Origin of the sequence: Actinomyces urogenitalis DSM 15434 (genome assembly GCF_000159035.1) — a bacterium.
Classification (GTDB): Bacteria; Actinomycetota; Actinomycetes; order Actinomycetales; family Actinomycetaceae; genus Actinomyces; species Actinomyces urogenitalis.
Map to the genome: position 1 here is coordinate 318,575 of NZ_DS999576.1, position 17,671 is coordinate 336,245.

Here is a 17,671-nt window from a genome sequence, read left to right on the forward strand (position 1 = left end):
CAAGACACGCACGAGCGAGCAAGGAGGCCCTGATGGACTGGTTGTGGTGGGTTGGAGGCGCCCTCGTCCTGGGGGTGATTGAGACCCTGACCGTGGACCTGACCTTCCTCATGTTCGCCGGGGGAGCGCTCGGAGCGGCGGTGACGGCGGCGCTGGGCGGACCCTTCTGGCTGCAGGTGGTCGTCTTCGCCCTGGTGTCCACGTTGCTGCTCGTCCTGGTCCGTCCCTGGGCCAAGCGGCACCTGCGGGCGACCACGCCGGACATGCGTACCAACGCCGAGGCCCTGGTGGGCCGTGAGGCGGTTGCTCTCACCGTCGTCGACGCCCACGGAGGACGAGTACGGCTGGGAGGTGAGGAGTGGAGCGCGCGCCTGGCTGACCCGGACCCGGCGCGTTCTGGTCCCCAGGAGGCGCGGCTGGCTACCGGTGCCCAGGTACGCGTCGTCGCCATCGACGGGGCCGTCGCCGTCGTCCAGCCCGTATGAGAGCGATGCCCTGACCGGTTCGATCCTCAAGCCCTGACCACGTCCTGACCACCGCACTGCCTGAAAGGCTCCTCATGAGTTCATTCGCGGGACTGCAGATCGTCCCTCTTGTTGTCCTGGCCCTCGTGGCCCTGTTCGTCATCGTCGCTATCGCCAAGGCAGTGCGGATCGTGCCGCAGTCCTACGCGATCATCGTGGAGCGTCTGGGCAAGTTCCAGGCCGAGTACGGCGCTGGCATGCACTTCCTTGTCCCCTTCATCGACCGGGTGCGCTCGACGGTGGACCTGCGTGAGCAGGTCGTCTCCTTCCCGCCCCAGCCGGTGATCACCTCCGACAACCTCGTGGTGTCCATTGACTCGGTCATCTACTACCAGGTCACCGACCCCAAGCGCGCCACCTACGAGATCGCCAGCTATCTGCAGGCCATTGAGCAGTTGACGGTGACTACGTTGCGTAACGTCATCGGCGCCATGGACCTGGAGCAGACGCTGACCAGCCGCGACCAGATCAACGGCCAGCTGCGCGGGGTGCTGGACCAGGCCACCGGACGCTGGGGCATCCGCGTGTCCAACGTCGAGCTGAAGTCGATCGATCCGCCGGCCTCCATCCAGGGTGCCATGGAGCAGCAGATGCGCGCCGAGCGTGACCGTCGTGCCGCGATCCTGACCGCCGAGGGTGTCAAGCAGTCCCAGATCCTCACCGCCGAGGGTGACAAGCAGTCCGCCATCCTGCGTGCTGAGGGCCAGGCCCAGTCCGCCATCCTCAAGGCTCAGGGTGAGTCCCGCGCGATCCTGCAGGTCTTTGACGCCATTCACCGCGGCAACGCTGACCCCAAGCTGCTGGCCTACCAGTACCTGCAGACCCTGCCCAAGATCGCCAACGGCAACTCCTCCAAGATGTGGATCGTGCCGACCGAGTTCACGGCTGCCCTGGACGGGATCGCCGGTGCCCTGGGCGGCAAGTCTGGCGGCTCGCCCGCGGCTCCCGAGAGTGCGGATGAGGTGGGAGTCGACCTGTCCGGTATGGACGACGCCCTGTCCATCGCCTCTGACCTGGCCGAGACGAACCTCCAGACCCCGGAGGAGGCCCTGGCCCAGGCACGTGGCGAGGTGGCCTCGGCCTCCCAGGAGGCCACGGAGGAGCGTCCGACAGGCGGCTCCCACGCCGCTCACTAAGGACTGACTGCCAGATCACGGTGGGCAGGGCCGGAGTGCTCAGGAAATCGTCAGGTGAGTGCTCTAGCCTGCCCGCTGTGCTCTTTCGAACTCTGCGTCACTATCTGAGGCCGTACTGGCCCTCGCTGCTCGCAGTCCTGGCTCTCAAGGTCGTGGAGACGATCGCCGCCCTGTCCCTTCCCACGCTCAACGCTGACATCATCAACGACGGCGTGGTGGCCGGGGACACGGACCGGATCTGGGTGCTGGGCGGGCAGATGCTCGCAATCACCGCGCTTCAGGGAGTCTCCGCGGTGATCGGTACCTACCTAGCGGCCAAGGCCTCCATGGGACTGGGCCGGGCGATGCGCGCTGACGTCTTCAACCACGTCCAGCGCTTCAACACCGAGGAGGTCTCGCGCTTCGGCGCTCCCTCGCTGGTGACCCGCTCCACCAATGACGTCCAGCAGATCCAGATGGTCGTCTTCATGATCGCCTCCATGATGCTCATGGCACCGATCATGCTCGTGGGCGGCACGATCATGGCCCTGCGCGTGGACGCCCCGCTGTCCGCCCTGCTGCTGGTCCTCATCCCTCTGCTGCTCGTGGTGGTCGGGCTGCTGATGAGTCGGCTGCTGCCACACTTTAAGTCGATGCAGTCGCGCATCGACCGCGTCAACCTCGTCATGCGCGAGCAGATCCAGGGCGTGCGCGTCATCCGCGCCTTCGTGCGCCAGCGCCAGCGCCGGGAGGTCTTTGACCGGGCCAACCAGGACCTGACGACGACGTCCCTGGCGATCGGCCGGCTCTTCGCCCTGCTCATGCCGAGCGTCATGCTCATCATGAACCTGGCCACGATCGCCGTCATGTGGTTCGGGGGACAGCGCATCTCCTCGGGCGGCATGGAGGTGGGCGACCTGACCGCCTTCCTCAATTACATCATGCAGATCCTCTTCTCCGTCCTCATCGCCGTCATGCTGGTCACCCTCCTGCCACGTGCCCAGGTGGCTGCTGACCGCATCGGTGAGGTCATGGCCGTCCACCCGGCGATCTCCTCCCCGGCCAGCCCTCAGACGCTGCCGGCCGCCGAGGGTCCGGGCCGAGGACGCCGCGTGCGTCTGGACAAGGTCACCTTCCGTTACCCCGGGGCGGCCTCGCGAGTCCTGGCCGAGATCGACCTAGAGATGGCTCCCGGCACGATGACGGCCGTCATCGGCTCCACAGGATCGGGCAAGACCACGCTGGTGGGCCTGCTGCCCCGGCTCCTGGACGCCACCGAGGGGCGGGTGAGCATCGACGGCGTCGACGTGCGTGACCTCGACCTCGCCGAGCTGCGCTCGGTTGTGGCCACGGTGCCGCAGAAGGCCTTCCTGTTCTCCGGCACGATCCGCTCTACCCTGCGCCACGGCAAGAGCGACGCCACGGACGATGAGCTGTGGGCGGCCCTGGAGGCCGCCCAGGCGGCCGACTTCGTCCGCCAGCTCGACGACGGCCTGGACCACGAGGTGGACCAGGGAGGCGTCAACTTCTCCGGTGGCCAGCGCCAGCGCCTGGCCATCGCCCGGGCCTTGGTGCGCCCGGCCGGCGTCTACATCTTCGACGACTCCTTCTCGGCCCTGGACTACGCCACGGACGCACGTCTGCGTGCGGGCCTGCCGGAGGCCACTGACGGGGCCACCCTGCTGGTGGTGGCTCAGCGCGTGGCCTCGATCCGCGGAGCGGACCAGATCGTGGTCCTTGACGAGGGGCACGTGGTCGGCATCGGACGCCATGAGGAGCTCATGGACACCTGCCCGACCTACGCCGAGATCGTCCTGTCCCAGATCAGCGCGGAGGAGGCAGCATGAGCGCCGGACCCGGACCCCGTACCCTCGCGCCGGGGATGAAGGCGCGCAACTTCTCCGCCACCTGGAAGCGGCTCATCCACGAGCTGCGTCCTGAGCGCTGGCGGATCGGCCTGGTCATCGCCCTGACAGCCGTCTCCGTGGTGCTCAACGTGCTGGCTCCCAAGGTGCTGGCACGCGCCACGAACCTCATCTTCGAAGGCGTCATCGGTACCTTGCTGGGACACCTGGGGCTTCCGGCCGGGATGAGTGGGGACCAGCTCGTGGCCGCCCTGCGCGCCGCCGGGCAGGACACCTACGTCTCCATGCTCTCGGCCTACGACGTGGTCGTGGGTCAGGGGCTGGACACGCGCGCCCTGCTCATCGTGCTGGCCCAGGTACTGGCCCTCTACCTCACCTCGGCGGTCTTCCTGTGGCTCCAGGGACGTATCCTGGCCGGCGTCGTCCAGCGCACGGCGAGCCGGATGCGTGGAGAGGTCGAGGCCAAGCTGGCCCGGGTGCCGCTGTCCTACATCGACCGTGGCAGCCGCGGCGACATGCTCTCCCGGGTCACCAACGACGTCGACAACGTCTCCCAGACCCTCCAGCAGACCCTGTCCCAGGCCTTCAACTCCATCATCACCGTCATCGGCGTCTTCGCGATGATGCTCACCGTCTCCTGGCAGCTGACGTTGGTGGCAGTGGTGACCATCCCGCTGGCGATGATCATCTCCGTCCTCATCGCGCGCCAGGCCAAGCCGCACTTCACCCAGCAGTGGAAGGCCACCGGTGAGGTCTCGGGCGTGGTGGAGGAGGCCTTCACCGGGCACGAGGCCGTGGCGCTGTTCAACTCGGAGGAGACCTTCGCGGACCTGTTCGAGCAGGCCAACAACCGCCTGTACGAGGGTTCCTACAAGGCCCAGTGGATCTCGGGGACCATCCAGCCGGCGATGCGTGTGGTCTCCAACCTCAACTTCGTCATCATCGCGGTGGTTGGTGGTATCCGCATCACGCAGGGAGCGATGACGCTGGGAGATGTGCAGGCCTTCATCCAGTACTCCCAGCAGTTCACCCAGCCCATCACGCAGCTGGCCTCCATGGCCAACCTCCTGCAGTCCGGCGCGGCCAGCGCCGAGCGGGTCTTCGAGGTGCTGGACGCACCCGAGGAGAGCGAGGACACCCAGGACCGCCTGCTGCCTGAGCGGGTGTGCGGTCGCGTGGTCTTTGACCACGTCCGCTTCTCCTACACCCCGGACACCGAGCTCATCACGGACCTCAACCTCACGGTCGAGCCTGGTCAGACGGTGGCGATCGTCGGCCCGACGGGCGCGGGCAAGACCACCTTGGTCAACCTGCTGCTGCGCTTCTACGATCCCCAGTCCGGCACCATCAGCCTGGACGGCGTGGACAACCGCGATGTGGCACGGGGCGAGCTGCGTGAGCAGATCGGCATGGTCCTCCAGGACACCTGGCTCTTCGAGGGCACGATCCGCGAGAACATCACCTTCGGGGCGGCCAGCGCGAGCCAGGAGCAGGTGCTCGCTGCGGCCAGGGCGGCCAGCGTCGACCACATCATCCGCGCCCTGCCCCAGGGCTACGACACAGTGATCGACGATTCCGGCTCTGGGGTCTCGGCCGGTGAGAAGCAGCTGATCACCATCGCCCGTGCCTTCCTGGCCGACCGGCAGATCCTCGTCCTGGATGAGGCCACCAGCTCGGTGGACACACGCACCGAGCTGCTGGTGCAAAAGGCCATGGTGGGGCTGCGGCAGGGACGGACGAGCTTCGTCATCGCTCACCGCCTGTCCACGATCCGCGATGCCGACGTCATCCTGGTCATGGAGCACGGTGACATCGTGGAGCAGGGCAGCCATGACGAGCTCATGGCGCGTCACGGTGCCTATTTCGAGCTCTACCAGAGCCAGTTCTCCGGCCCGGCGGACGAGGAGAGCGCGGCGTCAGGGGACCGGGCGTGATCATCGAGCTCGACGACGTCGACGACCCCCGCCTGGCCGATTACACGAGCCTGACTGACGTCGCCCTGCGGCGCCGTCTGGAGACCGAGCGCGGCCTGTACATGGCCGAGTCCTCCAAGGTGATCGTGCGTGCCGTGGAGGCTGGGCACGCCCCGCGCTCCTTCCTCATGGCGCCGCGCTGGTACGACGAGCTGCGTCCCGTCATCGCCGCCGCTACCGGCTGCCAGGGGCGTGACGACGGCGGGGGCGTCCCGGTCTTCATCGCACCTGAGCCCTTGCTGGAGTCGATCACGGGCTTCCACCTTCACCGTGGCGCCCTGGCGGCGATGAACCGGCCTGCTCTTCCCAGCGTCGGCGAGCTCCTCGCCTCGGCGCGCGGGGGAGCGGGGGCTAGGCGCGTGGCGGTGCTGGAGGACCTGGTGGATCACACCAACGTCGGCGCCGCCTTCCGCAGCGCCGCCGCCCTGGGGATCGACGCCGTGCTGGTGACCCCGCACTGCGCCGACCCTCTGTACCGGCGCAGCGTGCGGGTCTCGATGGGAACGGTCTTCCAGGTCCCGTGGACGCGGATCGACCACTGGCCGGCCCTGGACGAGCTGCACGCCGGAGGATTCACCGTGGCGGCCCTGGCACTGAGTGAGGACTCGGTGAGCCTGGGGGAGTTCTCCGCCTCCCCGGCTTGTAGCGGGGCGGACTCGCGCGTGGCCGTGGTACTGGGGACCGAGGGGGACGGACTCGCGCCGCGCACGATCGCGGCGGCCGACGCCGTCGTGCGCATCCCGATGGCCGGAGCCGTGGACTCCCTCAACGTGGCTGCGGCAGCCGCCGTCGCCTTCTGGGAGCTACGGGTCAGGAGCTGAGATGAGCGGCGGAGCGACCCCGCGGACCTATACGGTCGCGGTCTCCTACGGCCTGCTCGCCGGGGCGGTGACGGCGCTGACCTTCGCCCTCATGCGGGGCCTGCAGCACCTGGTGTGGTTTCATGAGGCCTCCGGCTGGTACATCGCCGTCGTCGTCATGACCGGTGGCGTGCTCCTGGCCCTGCTGCGGCCGGCAGCGCCGCAGCCTTGTCCGGTTTCTACGGCTCGCCGCCCGCCGGAGCCTTCTACCGTGCTGCTGAGGACCCTCAGGAGATGCAGGAGGACCAGGCGCCGGGTTCCAGCCGCCTGCCGCTGCTGTGTGCCTCGGTGGCCGGATTCATCGCATTCGTCCTGACCTGGCGGCTGCTCGGTCTGCAGACGCACGCGCTGGAGCTGGCGGGCGGGCAGAGCGAGGTGATGGACAGTGTGCTGGCCGTGGTACCGGCGGTGGCGAAGGTGGCGGCTATAGCGCTGAGCCTGGCTGCCGGATGGCGTGGGGGAGACATCTTCCCCCTCATGCTGGCTGGTGGTGCGGCCGGAGCCGCCACCCTGGCGCTCCTGCCTGCCTGGTGGCCACGCTCGCCCTCAAGACGCTGCCGCAGCATCCGGCGCTCACGGCCCAGGGGCACTGAGACGACGCGAGTGACGCCGGTAGGCCGCAGGCCGGGCATCGACGGGGTGCCGGCCGGGCACTGCCTCTAGGCAGAGGCGAGGAGCATCTCGATGAGGTAGCTGCCGGTCACCAGGATCCAGGAGGCCCCCACGCCAAGGACCAGGGCGAGCGCGGCCTTGCCCCAGGCCCGCGTCCACAGCGCCATGGCGAGGGCGACCAGCCCCAGGAGCGGGGAGAGCACGAACAGGGGCGACCAGCCGCCGTCGGGCAGGTGGAGCTGGAGGAGGTTGGGTAGCTACACCAGCCAGGCGGCCGCAAGCGCCACCCAGTACACGCTGCGAGTCCAGGTCGGAGCCGCGGAGCGTGGTGGGAGGGAGGTCAGCGGGCTTGAGGATGCCAGGCGGGATGATGACGCAGGGCTGTGGGTTGACATGGTGGCCTCCTTGGAGCGCGTCCCCCCCCCTGGCAGCCGGGCGGAGCCTGGGTGCTGACGCACGACGCTGTGACAGCCAGCACGTCCATGGTGACAGGTCCACTGACTCGTGACAAGAGCACGCGGCCCGCCGGAACTGATCCGGCGGGCCGGCGGGGGGGGGGAGGCGGGCTGGTGGGCTCGCTGGTGGGTTACTCCTCGCTCTGGGCGGTGATGCGCAGCAGCGGCTGGCCGGCGGCCACCTCACCAGAGGCGATGAGCTCGACGTCGGCGAAAGCGGCGGTGTTGGTCACCAGCACCGGGGTGGTCAGCGGGTAGCCGGCCTCCTCAATGACGGCACGGTCCACCCGGACCAGCTCCTGGCCAGCCTCCACGCGGTCCCCCTGGCTGACCCGCACATCGAAGCCCTGGCCCTCCAGGTTGACGGTGTCGATGCCCACGTGGACCAGGATCTCGACGCCGTTGTCCAGCGCGATGCCGTAGGCGTGGCCGGAGGAGGGCGCCACAACCACGGTGCCTGCGGCCGGAGCCGTGACGACGACGTCGCCCGCCGGCTCGATGCCGGCCCCCTTGCCCAGCGCCCCGGAGGCGAAGACCGGGTCAGCGACGTCCTCGACGGCCATGACCGTGCCGGACAGGGGCGCCACCAGCTCGGTGACGGCGCCAGGGGTGAGGGCGGTCGTGGCCGGCTCCTGGGCGGCCGCAGCCTGGGCAGCCTCCAGGGTGGCGTCGGCCTCGTTCTGGGCGGCGATGGCGTCAACCTCGGCGCGGTCCTCGCTCGTGCGGTAGTCCGAGATGATGACGAGCACCATGGCAGTGAAGAAGGCGGCCAGGACGCTGACGGCGTAGACCGGGATGTTGGAGAAGGCCGGGATGGTCAGCAGCGAGGTGAACACGAAGGCGTTCGTGGTCACGCCGCCGAAGACGCCCTGGATGACGCCTCCGACCACGCAGCCCACCAGCAGGCGGGGGTAGATGCGCTTGTAGCGCAGGTGGATGCCGTACAGGCTCGGCTCGGAGATGCCGCCGACCAGTCCGGCGAACAGGGCGCCGGTGGCGGTCACGCGCATGTCCTTCTCCTTGTGCCGCACGGCCAGGACCAGCACGCCGGCGGTGGCTCCGAAGCAGGCGAAGTTCCAGGCGCCCATGGGGCCCTGGATGAAGTCGAAGCCGTTCTGCTGGATGTTGAGCAGCATGACGGCGTTGATCGGCCAGTGCAGGCCCAGCGGCACCATGAAGGGGTAGGCCAGCGGGATGAGAAGGCAGAAGATGAAGGGGCTGACGTTGTTGATCGCCAGCAGGACCTTGGACAGGCCCGCGCCCACGTACACGCCGATCGGGCCCAGGATGAAGCTCGTGAGCGGAATCATGATGAGCATGGCGATGAAGGGCACGAAGATGAGCTGGACGTCGGCGGGGACGAACTTCTTCAGCCACTTCGTCAACGGGCCGAGCACCGCTGCCATGAGCAGGGGCGGGAAGACCTGGGAGTTGTAGTCGAAGATCGTCAGCGGCAGGTGACCGAAGAGGGTGACCTGCGTGATCTCAGAGCCCAGGAAGGTGATCTGGTGGGCCGCGTCAGTCAGGCCCAGCGAGGCAAAGCCCGGCAGCATGGTGAAGCCCATGACCGCGAAACCGACCCACGGGTCCGCCCCCAGCTTCTTGGAGGCGTTGTAGGCGACCATGAGGGGCAGGAAGTAGAACACTGCCCGCCAGGTCAGGTTGAGGTAGGCCCAGGTGGGCTCCAGGGTGACACGTGAGTCCGCCCAGTTGCCGATGACGCCCAGGGTGCCCATGAGCGCCATGAAGGTGATGAAGATCGAGGCGCCCAGCAGCGCGCCGATGAGCGGGCGGAAGGAGTCAGAGAGGAACTCGAAGAAGGAGTCCACCCAGGCAAAGCGGCCGCGGATGCCGCTGGCGCGGGCGGCGGCCTTGATCTCGTCGTTGCTCTTGGCGGCCGAGCCCGTCGTGGCGCCAGCGTCCTTCATCGCGGGCAGGGCCATGATCGACTCGTACATCGACTGGACGGTGCCGCCGATGATGATCTGGTACCGGTTGCCTGACTGTGGGACGGCGCCCATGACGCCTGGGATCTTCTCCACGGTCGGGGTATCGACGATCGAGGCGTCGTTGAGCTCAAAGCGCAGCCGGGTGGCGCAGTGGGTGAGGTGGGCGATATTGCCCGGGCCGCCGACGGCGTCGAGGATCGCCTCGGGGCTCGAGGTTGTGGTTGCCATGACAGTGTCTCCAGCGGGTGGGGCAGGATCGAAAATGCGCTGGACGGGCGCCCGCGCACCAACGAGGGTAGCGGACGAGGATATGAGGGGCTCGGGCTCCACAGGTGCTCCCCGCAACAGGGTGGCGAGCGACCGTCCACAGGCGCCCTGCAGCGAGCCGGCCCGATGGGGCACGGTAGTGGCGACGGCGGCACGAGGTCGCCGCGCACGCTCAAGGAGGAGCCATGTCAGTACACACCGCAGCACCCGCCAGCTCTCGGCAGTCCGCGCCAGGGGGCCGTGCGACTGAGGAGGAGGGGCTCTACGGCCCACGGGGATGGAGCGTGCGCGCCGGGGTCTGGGAGGTCCTTGCCGGTGCGCGCGATGAGCTGCGCTCCACCATGATCCCCGGGCGCTTTGGCATTGCTCCGCAGGGGCATATCGACAAGGAAGGGCCTGTTGACGACTACACCCCTTTCCATGACATGGGGCCCTCGGCTGCCAGGCGCCTGCTGGAGATCTTGCCGGCCCGCCAGCTGGAGGACCGGCAGAACCTGGGGCCCAGCCTGGGCTGCCTCCTACGCGCCTGTGCCTCGGCCTCGGGCCGGGTGCGGCTGTCGGGCTACGGCATCGGCCCTCAGCGCAGTGACGAGCGCGTGACGGTCGAGGCGCTGTGGGTGGCAGATCCGGACCTGCTGGATCTGGAGATCGACGACGATCACGAGGAGGGCTGCTGCTGCCAGCAGGTGTGGCAGATGGTGGAGGAACGATACGGCCTGGACGCCCGGGCCTGCCCGGACGAGATCTCCGTGATCCGGCGCCAGTGGAGCTGGGGGGAGCCGGGGACCTGGCTGTGGTGGGACTGACCGGGTGGGGAGCACCTGGTTCCACCCCGTAGCATGGCGGGGTGATCAACGTCCAGGACCTCACCATGCGTATCGGCGCCCGTCAGCTCGTCGCGGGAGCCAGCTACCGCGTGGACAAGGGGATGCGCGTCGGGCTGGTGGGACGCAACGGCGCCGGCAAGACGACGATGACCAAGCTGCTCGCCGCCCAGTCGGTGGCGCAGGGCACCTCGCGCACCGTCGCCGACGCCGACGAGCGCCACGGCCTGGAGGCGGTGGAGTACGAGGGCACCATCAGCTGCAACGGCTCGGTGGGCTATCTGCCCCAGGACACCAAGGTCGGTGACCTGACGGAGATCGCACGGGACCGGATCCTGTCTGCCCGCGGGATCGACGCCCTGCTGGCGCGTATCCGTAAGGCGGAGGAGAAGATCTCCACCACCTCTGGCGACGCCCAGGCCAAGGCCCTGGACCGCTACACCCGGCTCGACCACGAGTTCACCATGGCCGGCGGGTACGCGGCTGCCTCGGAGGCGGCACGCATCTCAGCGGCGCTGGGCCTGCCGGACAGGGTCCTGGATCAGGAGATCGGGACCCTGTCCGGTGGCCAGCGACGACGCGTCGAGCTGGCCCGGGTGCTCTTCCAGCAGCCTGACACCCTCCTGCTGGACGAGCCGACCAACCACCTGGACCACGACTCGATCCTGTGGCTGCGTGACCACCTGCGGACCTATGCCGGTGGCTTCATCGTCATCTCGCACGACGTCGAGCTGCTGCGCGACACCGTCAACCAGGTGATGTACCTGGACGCCAACCGTGGGGTGCTGGACGTCTACCACCTGGGGTGGGACGCCTACCTGCGCCAGCGTGCCGAGGACGAGGCTCGCCGTCGTAAGGAGCGGGCCAACGCTGAGAAGAAGGCCGCCGCCCTGCGCGCTCAGGGAGAGAAGATGCGTGCCAAGGCCACCAAGGCCGTGGCTGCCCAGCAGATGCTGCGGCGCGCTGACCGTCTCATGGAGGGACTGGAGGAGGAGCGCACGGCGGAGAAGGTGGCTCACCTGCGCTTCCCTGACCCTGCGCCTTGCGGCAAGACGCCCCTGCGTGCCACAGGGCTGTCCAAGGCCTACGGCTCGCTGGAGGTCTTTGCCGGGGTGGACCTGGCGATCGACCGAGGCAGCCGCGTGGTGGTCCTCGGGCTCAACGGCGCCGGGAAGACGACCCTGCTGCGGCTGCTGGGGGGAGTGGAGCAGCCGGACTCCGGTGAGGTCATCGCCGGGCACGGGCTCAAGATCGGTTACTACGCCCAGGAGCACGAGACCATTGACACCTCGCGCACGGTGGTGGAGAACCTGCGCTCGGCCGCGCCGCAGATGGATGACACGCAGGTGCGCAGCGTGCTGGGTTCCTTCCTCTTCTCGGGGGCGGACGCGGACAAGCCGGCTGCCGTGCTCTCCGGCGGGGAGAAGACCCGCCTGGCCCTGGCGATCCTCGTGGTCTCCTCGGCCAACGTGCTCCTGCTGGACGAACCGACCAACAACCTCGACCCGGCCAGCCGCGAGGAGATCCTGCGGGCGCTGGGGACCTTCACAGGCGCCGTCGTCCTGGTCACGCACGACGAGGGCGCGGTCGAGGCGCTCAACCCTGACCGGGTGCTCCTGCTGCCGGACGGGGACGAGGACCTGTGGAGCGAGGACTACCTCGAGCTCGTCACCCTGGCCTGAGCCCCGACTGCCCGGCTCCTGGCGCGGGCGACGGTGAGTGCCGTCACGTGGGGTCAGGCTGTGGCAGGACGTAGGGTGGGCGGGAACAAGTCACTGTGCTGCCGTGTTGGCACAGGCGGTCCGTGGCGCCCGCTGCGGAAGCGACCCTGAACGAGGAGAAGACCATGGCCGAGACAACCCCCACCGACGCCCCCCAGACCGAGGTGCCTGAGCACGAGGTCATCCTCACCCAGGTGGCTGCCGCCAAGGTGGCGAGCCTGCTGGCCCAGGAGGGCCGCGACGACCTTCGCCTGCGTGTAGCCGTCCAGCCCGGTGGCTGCTCCGGCCTGGTCTACCAGCTCTACTTTGACGAGCGTGTGCTGGATGGCGACGCCGTCCGTGCCTTCCCGACCGGCTCGCAGGAGATGAGCGAGGTTGAGGTCGTCGTCGATCGCATGAGCGTGCCCTACCTGTCCGGCGCGACGATCGACTTCGCGGACTCCATCGAGAAGCAGGGCTTCACGATCGACAACCCGAACGCCGTCGGCACCTGCGCCTGCGGCGAGTCCTTCCACTGAGCCCAGCTGCCCGGACCTCATCTCACCAACGTCTAGGAGACTACGTGCGTCCTGCGCCACTGACTCTGTCCGCTCTCGCCCTCACCGCCTGCCTGACGCTGGCCGGGTGCTCGGGCTCCGGCTCCTCCTCGGCCCAGGCCAGCGCCTCGGCAACCGCCGCAGCCACGGCTTCTGGCGTCCAGGAGTGCTCCAGCCTGACCATTGACAAGGACTCTGACGCCCTGCCGACCGTCAACGGCGAGGCCGGTAACCAGCCGACCCTGACCTGGAGCGGCAAGGACGCACCGGCCAACCTCACGGTCAAGACGCTGAGCCAGGGCAACGGCGAGGAGGTGAAGGAGGCTGACTACGTCACGGTGAGCTATGCCGGCTGGCAGTGGGGATCGGACACGGTCTTCGACTCCTCCTACCAGCGTGGGTCGGTGACAACCTTCGGTCTTGACCAGGTCATCACCGGATGGCGCTGCGGGCTGGTGGGGCTGCACGTGGGTGACCGCGTCGTCATGTCGATCCCCGCGGACCAGGCCTATGGTGACTCCTCCTCCAACGGTGTGTCCGGGCCGTTGGTCTTCGTCGTCGAGATCGCAGGGACGGGCTCCTCCGACGAGCTGGCCGCCGGCACGGCCGACGCGACGATGGAAGGCGAGCAGGCCCTGGCTGACCGCGGTATCACGGTCAGCGGGGACCTGGGCGGGGCCGCCACGATCAGTGTCAACGACGGCGCTGCGGAGCCGACTGAGGTGGAGACGATCGTCGTAGCCCGTGGCAGCGGACCTCAGATCACGGCTGAGTCCTCGCTGCTGATGCACATGGCCTTTACCTCCTGGGACAACTCCTCGACCCAGTCAACCTGGGACGTGGGACAGCCTCAGACGGTCTCGATGGCGAACGCGCCGGGCCTGACAGGCCTGGTCGGCGTGCCGGTGGGCTCGCGCGTGGCCATCCTCATCCCGGCCTCGGCCGGTGAGAACGGCGCGGCCTCGGCACCTGCCCAGGCCTACGTCGTCGACGTCGAGCAGGAGCTCTGACGCCCAGAGGCGCGCGGCGCCGACGACGTCACGTACGACAAGACGGGGCTGGTCACCACAGGTGGTGACCAGCCCCGTCCCTGTCACGGTGGGCCAGATACTGGGCTCAGCGCACGATGAGGCCGGAGGCCTGGGAGGTCGCGGTGGCCAGACGCTCGGCGACGTCCTGCCAGTTGGCGATGTTCCAGATGGCCTTGACGTAGTCCGCCTTGACGTTGAGGTAGTCGAGGTAGAAGGCGTGCTCCCACATGTCCACCTGGAACAGCGGGATGGTGCCCACGGGCACGTTGCCCTGCTGGTCGAAGAGCTGGAAGGTCACCAGCTTGCCGGACACCGAGTCATAGGCGAGCACGGACCAGCCCGAGCCCTGGATGCCCAGTGCGTTGGCGGTGAACTGCGCCTTGAACTTCTCGAAGGAGCCGAAGGAGTCCTTGATAGCCTCGGCCAGCTCGCCCTCGGGCTCGCCTCCACCGTTGGGGGAGAGGTTCTTCCAGAAGATCGAGTGGTTGATGTGGCCACCGAGGTTGAAGGCCAGGTTTTTCTCCAGCAGGTTGATCGCGGCGTGGTCGCCGGCCTCACGAGCAGCCTGAAGCTTCTCCAGCGCGGCGTTGGCGCCGGCGACGTAGGTGGCGTGGTGCTTGTCGTGGTGGAGCTCCATGATCTTGCCGGAGATGTGGGGCTCCAGGGCGGCGTAGTCGTAGGGGAGCTCGGGGAGCGTGTACACGGCCATGACTGACCTGCCTTTCGTTGAGCGACGACCTCAGTTCGATAGAACGATCTGAGGTGTTGAACGCTATTGATCATAGTCTGTGATGGCCGCAGGTGCTAGGGGCCGATCGTGATTACACTGACCGCGCAACCCACGGCGCCCGACGCGCCGTCGGCACCCGCCCGCACGGCATCAGCCAGCACCATCCGGAGGAACTATGACCGACCAGGACGCCACCACCCGCCTTGAGCTCCTCGTCTTCTCCGACGACGCCAGCGTGCGTCAGGAGGTCATCACCGGCGTCGGTCGTCGCCCCGCCAAGGGCCTTCCCCTGGTGAGCTGGACCGAGGTGGCCACGGCCGAGGGCGTGCGCCTGGCGATCAAGGACCGCCAGGCCCAGGGCCTGAAGCCCTTCGACCTGCTCGTGCTGGACGCGGAGGCCAAGAAGCTGGGAGGTATGGGGCTGGCCCACGAGCTGCTCACGGAGCTGGACGTGCGTCCGCCGGTCCTGCTCCTGACGGCCCGTCCCCAGGACGCCTGGCTGTCTGCCTGGGCCCGTGCCCAGGCCATCGTCGCTCGTCCGCTGGACCCCATGAGCCTGCAGGAGGGCGTGACCAAGGCGCTCCAGGCTCGCTCGGGCGCCGTCGTCGCCGCGGGCTGAGCGGCGGGTCAGTCGCGCGAGGCCAGCACCTTGCGGTAGCGCGCTGCGCTGCCCACTGGCCAGGTGAGCACCTCGGTGGGCCCCTCGACCTCGACCAGCCGGGCGCCGTCGTCGAGCACCCAGTCAGCCAGTACCAGGGTCTCCTCCACGCTTGTGTCCTGCCCCACGCGTTCGGGACGGCTGACCACCTGAGCGGTGGCGCGCAGCGAGGCGACCATGGGGCGCGGGTCAGCGCCCGGTGGCGTGACGGCGGACCCCGCCAGCCGTCCCCAGCGCACGCAGACCAGCTCCCAGCTACCGCCGCTGCGCCGTCGGGCGGCGATGAGGTGCGGGCAGCTCAGAAGAGGCCGCACCTGGTCCGCCCGTCGGGCCGCGGCCAGCAGGCTGCGCAGGCGCGTCGTCCACAGACCTGCCTCCTCGTAGCGCTCGGCCGCCGAGAGCCGGGCGACCTGCTCCAGCGCCGGCACCGCGACAAGATCAATCTGCTCCGCCAGCGCCTGAAGGATCTCCTGGCTGCGCGCGGCCTGGTCGTGCCAGGCGCGTAGCCCGAGTGCACACTCCACCGCGCGCTGGGCCTGCGAGAGCGAGTGCCGGGAGGAGAAGGGGCCGACGGCGCTGCCCACCTCGCTCGTGGGCAGCACGGTGGTCCCGGCCAGGTGAGGGTGGGAACCTCTGACCAGGTGGAGCCAGGGCTGGCGGCGCGGGGAGCGTGACCGGCGGTTGACTGGCGGGTCAAGCTCGGCGATGAGCCGCAGCTCGCGCACACGCGCCTCAACCTCGGTAGGTGTGGGGATGGCGCGCACCTGCACGGTGGTATCCAGCATCTGGGTCACCCGCGTGCGCTTCTCGGCGGCGGTGAAGTAGGAGCGCACCCGCCGGCGCAGGTCGACGGCGCTGCCCACGTAAAGCACCTGCCCGGCGGCGGACAGGAACTGGTAGACCCCCGGGCTGGTCGGCAGGTCCTGGGCGAGCCGGCTCTTGGCCCGGCGCCTGGCAGGCACCGGGTCTGTGGCTGTGGCCAGGTCCTCCAGATGCGTCACTCCCAGGGGGCCGAGTACCTCCAGGGCGGCGTGGAGGACGTCGACGGTGGCCCTGGCATCGTCCAGCGCTCGGTGCGTGGGCCTGGTGGGGGAACCGACGAAGGAGGCCAGGGTGGCCAGCCGGTGGTTGGGGACCTCGCTGCGCGTCCAGGCCCGCCGCGCCAGGGCGAGGGTGTCCAGTACGCGGGGCTCGTGCCAGTCGAGCTCGAGCGCACGCGCCGCCCCACGCAGGTGTCCGACGTCGAAGCGGGCGTTGTGTGCCACCAGGACGGTCTCCTCCTCCCACAGCCGTGCCCACTGGAGGAACCGCTCCAGCGCCTCGGGCACGGGCGGGGCGCCGGCCACCATGGCGTTGGTGATGCCGGTGAGCACGGTGATCTGTGCCGGGATGGCTCGCCCGGGGTTGACGAGTGTGGACAGCTCGTCCTCCACCTGCCCGCCACGCACGCGCACGGCGCCGATCTCAGTGATGGTGTGGGAGCCCGGACCGGCTCCGGTAGTCTCCAGGTCGACCACGACGAAGGTCGTCTCCTGCAGGGGCGTGCCCATGGACTCGAAGGAAGCCTGGGTGGCGCCGGCGAACGCGGAGGACGGAATCTCGGAGGCGACCACGCTCTGAGGCTAGACTCGACCAAGCGGCCGGTCCAGGACCGCGCTGTCTTACCCAGTACAGGAGGTCCCGTGGGATACCGAGGCATCAAGGCGGCAGTCGGCCCGGCCATGGAGATTCTGTACCAGCCGTGGATCCGTGGTGAGGAGAACATCCCTGCCCAGGGTCCTGCGATCCTGGCCTCCAACCACCTGGCGGTGATCGACTCCTTCTTCCTGCCCCTGCTCATCGACCGTGAGGTCGCCTTCATCGGCAAGTCCGACTACTTCACCGGCAAAGGTGTCAAGGGCTGGGCCGTGAAGAGCTTCATGACGGCCGTGGGCACCATCCCGGTGGACCGCTCGGGCGGGCGCGCCTCCCAGGCGGCGCTCCAGGCGGGAATTGACCGACTGCGCGCTGGCGAGCTCTTCGGCATCTACCCCGAGGGCACCCGCAGCCCTGACGGCAGGCTTTACCGCGGCAAGACCGGGGTGGCGCGTGTGGCTCTGGCCACGGGGGCGCCGGTGGTCCCGGTGGCGATGATCGGCTCCAACCTCGCCCAGCCCATCGGGCAGGCCGTGCCCTCGACCCGGCACCGGGTGGGCATCGTCATCGGTGAGCCGATGGACTTCACCCGCTACACCGGCCTGGAGAACGACCGCTTCGTGCTGCGTTCGATCACCGACGAGATCATGTACTGCCTCATGGCGCTGTCTGGCCAGGAGTACGTGGACCTGTACGCCGCCGACGTGAAGAAGGCCATGGACGCCGAGCACGCCAGCGCCGAGGAGGTTGTTGCGCAGATGCTGGCCGAGCAGGCCGCGCGGCGTCCGGCGGCCGCCCCGGTGGCGGCTCCCGGTGGTCGTCCGGCTCCTGAGCTCGTGGTTCCCGAGCCTCCCCAGGAGCCGACGGCGCAGCCGGGCCCTTCGTCCGAGGAGTAAGTGACGCGGGGGCCGCGTAG

16 protein-coding genes are annotated in these 17,671 nt (G+C 68.9%); 12 read left to right on the forward strand and 4 right to left on the reverse strand.

The window, feature by feature from the left end; genetic code table 11:
• The first annotated feature begins 32 nt into the window (after positions 1-32).
• The 6 genes from HMPREF0058_RS09555 to HMPREF0058_RS09580 all read left to right on the forward strand — a co-directional run bounded on the left by HMPREF0058_RS09555 (position 33) and on the right by HMPREF0058_RS09580 (position 7,000).
• On the forward strand, positions 33-485 hold the full coding sequence (locus tag HMPREF0058_RS09555) for an NfeD family protein (protein ID WP_006549584.1): 453 nt from the start codon (positions 33-35) through the stop codon (positions 483-485).
• A 74-nt stretch (positions 486-559) separates the two neighbouring features.
• Complete coding sequence (locus HMPREF0058_RS09560; protein ID WP_006549585.1) at positions 560-1,660, forward strand: SPFH domain-containing protein; 1,101 nt, start codon at positions 560-562, stop codon at positions 1,658-1,660.
• A 77-nt stretch (positions 1,661-1,737) separates the two neighbouring features.
• Positions 1,738-3,486 carry an ABC transporter ATP-binding protein gene (locus HMPREF0058_RS09565; protein WP_006549586.1) on the forward strand — a complete coding sequence of 583 codons (1,749 nt, stop codon included), beginning with the start codon at positions 1,738-1,740 and terminating at the stop codon, positions 3,484-3,486.
• Positions 3,483-5,438 carry an ABC transporter transmembrane domain-containing protein gene (locus HMPREF0058_RS09570; protein WP_048683984.1) on the forward strand — a complete coding sequence of 652 codons (1,956 nt, stop codon included), beginning with the start codon at positions 3,483-3,485 and terminating at the stop codon, positions 5,436-5,438. The genes HMPREF0058_RS09565 and HMPREF0058_RS09570 overlap by 4 nt, the downstream gene beginning before the upstream one ends.
• Positions 5,435-6,298: a TrmH family RNA methyltransferase gene (locus HMPREF0058_RS09575; RefSeq protein ID WP_006549588.1), complete on the forward strand. Its 864-nt coding sequence runs from the start codon at positions 5,435-5,437 to the stop codon at positions 6,296-6,298. Before HMPREF0058_RS09570 ends, HMPREF0058_RS09575 begins: the two co-directional genes overlap by 4 nt.
• A gap of 207 nt (positions 6,299-6,505) precedes the next feature.
• On the forward strand, positions 6,506-7,000 hold the full coding sequence (locus tag HMPREF0058_RS09580; protein WP_034234786.1) for a chloride channel protein: 495 nt from the start codon (positions 6,506-6,508) through the stop codon (positions 6,998-7,000).
• On the opposite strand, the gene HMPREF0058_RS12845 is transcribed toward HMPREF0058_RS09580, so the two are convergent.
• Both HMPREF0058_RS12845 and HMPREF0058_RS09590 read right to left on the reverse strand, forming a co-directional pair.
• Positions 6,997-7,152 (reverse strand): hypothetical protein, encoded by a 156-nt coding sequence (locus HMPREF0058_RS12845; RefSeq protein WP_024035463.1) that lies wholly within the window; start codon positions 7,150-7,152, stop codon positions 6,997-6,999. The two genes, HMPREF0058_RS09580 and HMPREF0058_RS12845, sit on opposite strands and share 4 nt — an antisense overlap.
• Positions 7,153-7,535: 383 nt before the next feature.
• Positions 7,536-9,581 (reverse strand): glucose PTS transporter subunit IIA, encoded by a 2,046-nt coding sequence (locus HMPREF0058_RS09590; protein ID WP_006549592.1) that lies wholly within the window; start codon positions 9,579-9,581, stop codon positions 7,536-7,538.
• Positions 9,582-9,805: 224 nt separating this feature from the next.
• Here HMPREF0058_RS09590 and HMPREF0058_RS09595 point away from each other — a divergent pair, with 224 nt between their 5' ends.
• From HMPREF0058_RS09595 to HMPREF0058_RS09610, 4 genes are all read left to right on the forward strand, one after another.
• On the forward strand, positions 9,806-10,426 hold the full coding sequence (locus tag HMPREF0058_RS09595) for a hypothetical protein (protein WP_040319865.1): 621 nt from the start codon (positions 9,806-9,808) through the stop codon (positions 10,424-10,426).
• A gap of 41 nt (positions 10,427-10,467) precedes the next feature.
• Entirely contained in the window at positions 10,468-12,126 is a 1,659-nt protein-coding gene (locus tag HMPREF0058_RS09600) for an ABC-F family ATP-binding cassette domain-containing protein (RefSeq protein ID WP_006549594.1), read from the forward strand.
• 164 nt (positions 12,127-12,290) lie between these two features.
• Positions 12,291-12,683: a HesB/IscA family protein gene (locus HMPREF0058_RS09605; protein WP_024034975.1), complete on the forward strand. Its 393-nt coding sequence runs from the start codon at positions 12,291-12,293 to the stop codon at positions 12,681-12,683.
• 44 nt (positions 12,684-12,727) lie between these two features.
• Positions 12,728-13,711, forward strand: a complete 984-nt coding sequence (locus tag HMPREF0058_RS09610) for an FKBP-type peptidyl-prolyl cis-trans isomerase (protein WP_006549596.1) — start codon at positions 12,728-12,730, stop codon at positions 13,709-13,711.
• A gap of 106 nt (positions 13,712-13,817) precedes the next feature.
• Here HMPREF0058_RS09610 and HMPREF0058_RS09615 read toward each other — a convergent pair whose 3' ends face one another.
• The gene (locus HMPREF0058_RS09615) at positions 13,818-14,441 is read right to left on the reverse strand and encodes a superoxide dismutase (RefSeq protein WP_006549597.1); all 624 of its coding nucleotides are present in this window, start codon (positions 14,439-14,441) and stop codon (positions 13,818-13,820) included.
• 196 nt (positions 14,442-14,637) lie between these two features.
• Here HMPREF0058_RS09615 and HMPREF0058_RS09620 point away from each other — a divergent pair, with 196 nt between their 5' ends.
• A complete protein-coding gene (locus HMPREF0058_RS09620; protein ID WP_006549598.1) occupies positions 14,638-15,081 on the forward strand; it encodes a response regulator in 444 nt (147 codons plus the stop codon).
• Between the two features lie 8 nt (positions 15,082-15,089).
• Here HMPREF0058_RS09620 and HMPREF0058_RS09625 read toward each other — a convergent pair whose 3' ends face one another.
• The gene (locus HMPREF0058_RS09625) at positions 15,090-16,733 is read right to left on the reverse strand and encodes a DEDD exonuclease domain-containing protein (protein ID WP_006549599.1); all 1,644 of its coding nucleotides are present in this window, start codon (positions 16,731-16,733) and stop codon (positions 15,090-15,092) included.
• Between the two features lie 69 nt (positions 16,734-16,802).
• On the opposite strand from HMPREF0058_RS09625, the gene HMPREF0058_RS09630 reads away from it, so the two are divergent.
• Positions 16,803-17,651 (forward strand): lysophospholipid acyltransferase family protein, encoded by an 849-nt coding sequence (locus HMPREF0058_RS09630; protein ID WP_024034963.1) that lies wholly within the window; start codon positions 16,803-16,805, stop codon positions 17,649-17,651.
• Positions 17,652-17,671: the final 20 nt, after the last annotated feature.

Coding starts and splice junctions, on each gene's coding strand:
- HMPREF0058_RS09555 (WP_006549584.1), top strand. CDS start 33: ATGGACTGGTTGTGGTGGGTTGGAGGCGCCCTCGTCCTGGGGGTGATT.
- HMPREF0058_RS09560 (WP_006549585.1), top strand. CDS start 560: ATGAGTTCATTCGCGGGACTGCAGATCGTCCCTCTTGTTGTCCTGGCC.
- HMPREF0058_RS09570 (WP_048683984.1), top strand. CDS start 3,483: ATGAGCGCCGGACCCGGACCCCGTACCCTCGCGCCGGGGATGAAGGCG.
- HMPREF0058_RS09590 (WP_006549592.1), bottom strand. CDS start 9,581: ATGGCAACCACAACCTCGAGCCCCGAGGCGATCCTCGACGCCGTCGGC.
- HMPREF0058_RS09595 (WP_040319865.1), top strand. CDS start 9,806: ATGTCAGTACACACCGCAGCACCCGCCAGCTCTCGGCAGTCCGCGCCA.
- HMPREF0058_RS09605 (WP_024034975.1), top strand. CDS start 12,291: ATGGCCGAGACAACCCCCACCGACGCCCCCCAGACCGAGGTGCCTGAG.
- HMPREF0058_RS09615 (WP_006549597.1), bottom strand. CDS start 14,441: ATGGCCGTGTACACGCTCCCCGAGCTCCCCTACGACTACGCCGCCCTG.
- HMPREF0058_RS09620 (WP_006549598.1), top strand. CDS start 14,638: ATGACCGACCAGGACGCCACCACCCGCCTTGAGCTCCTCGTCTTCTCC.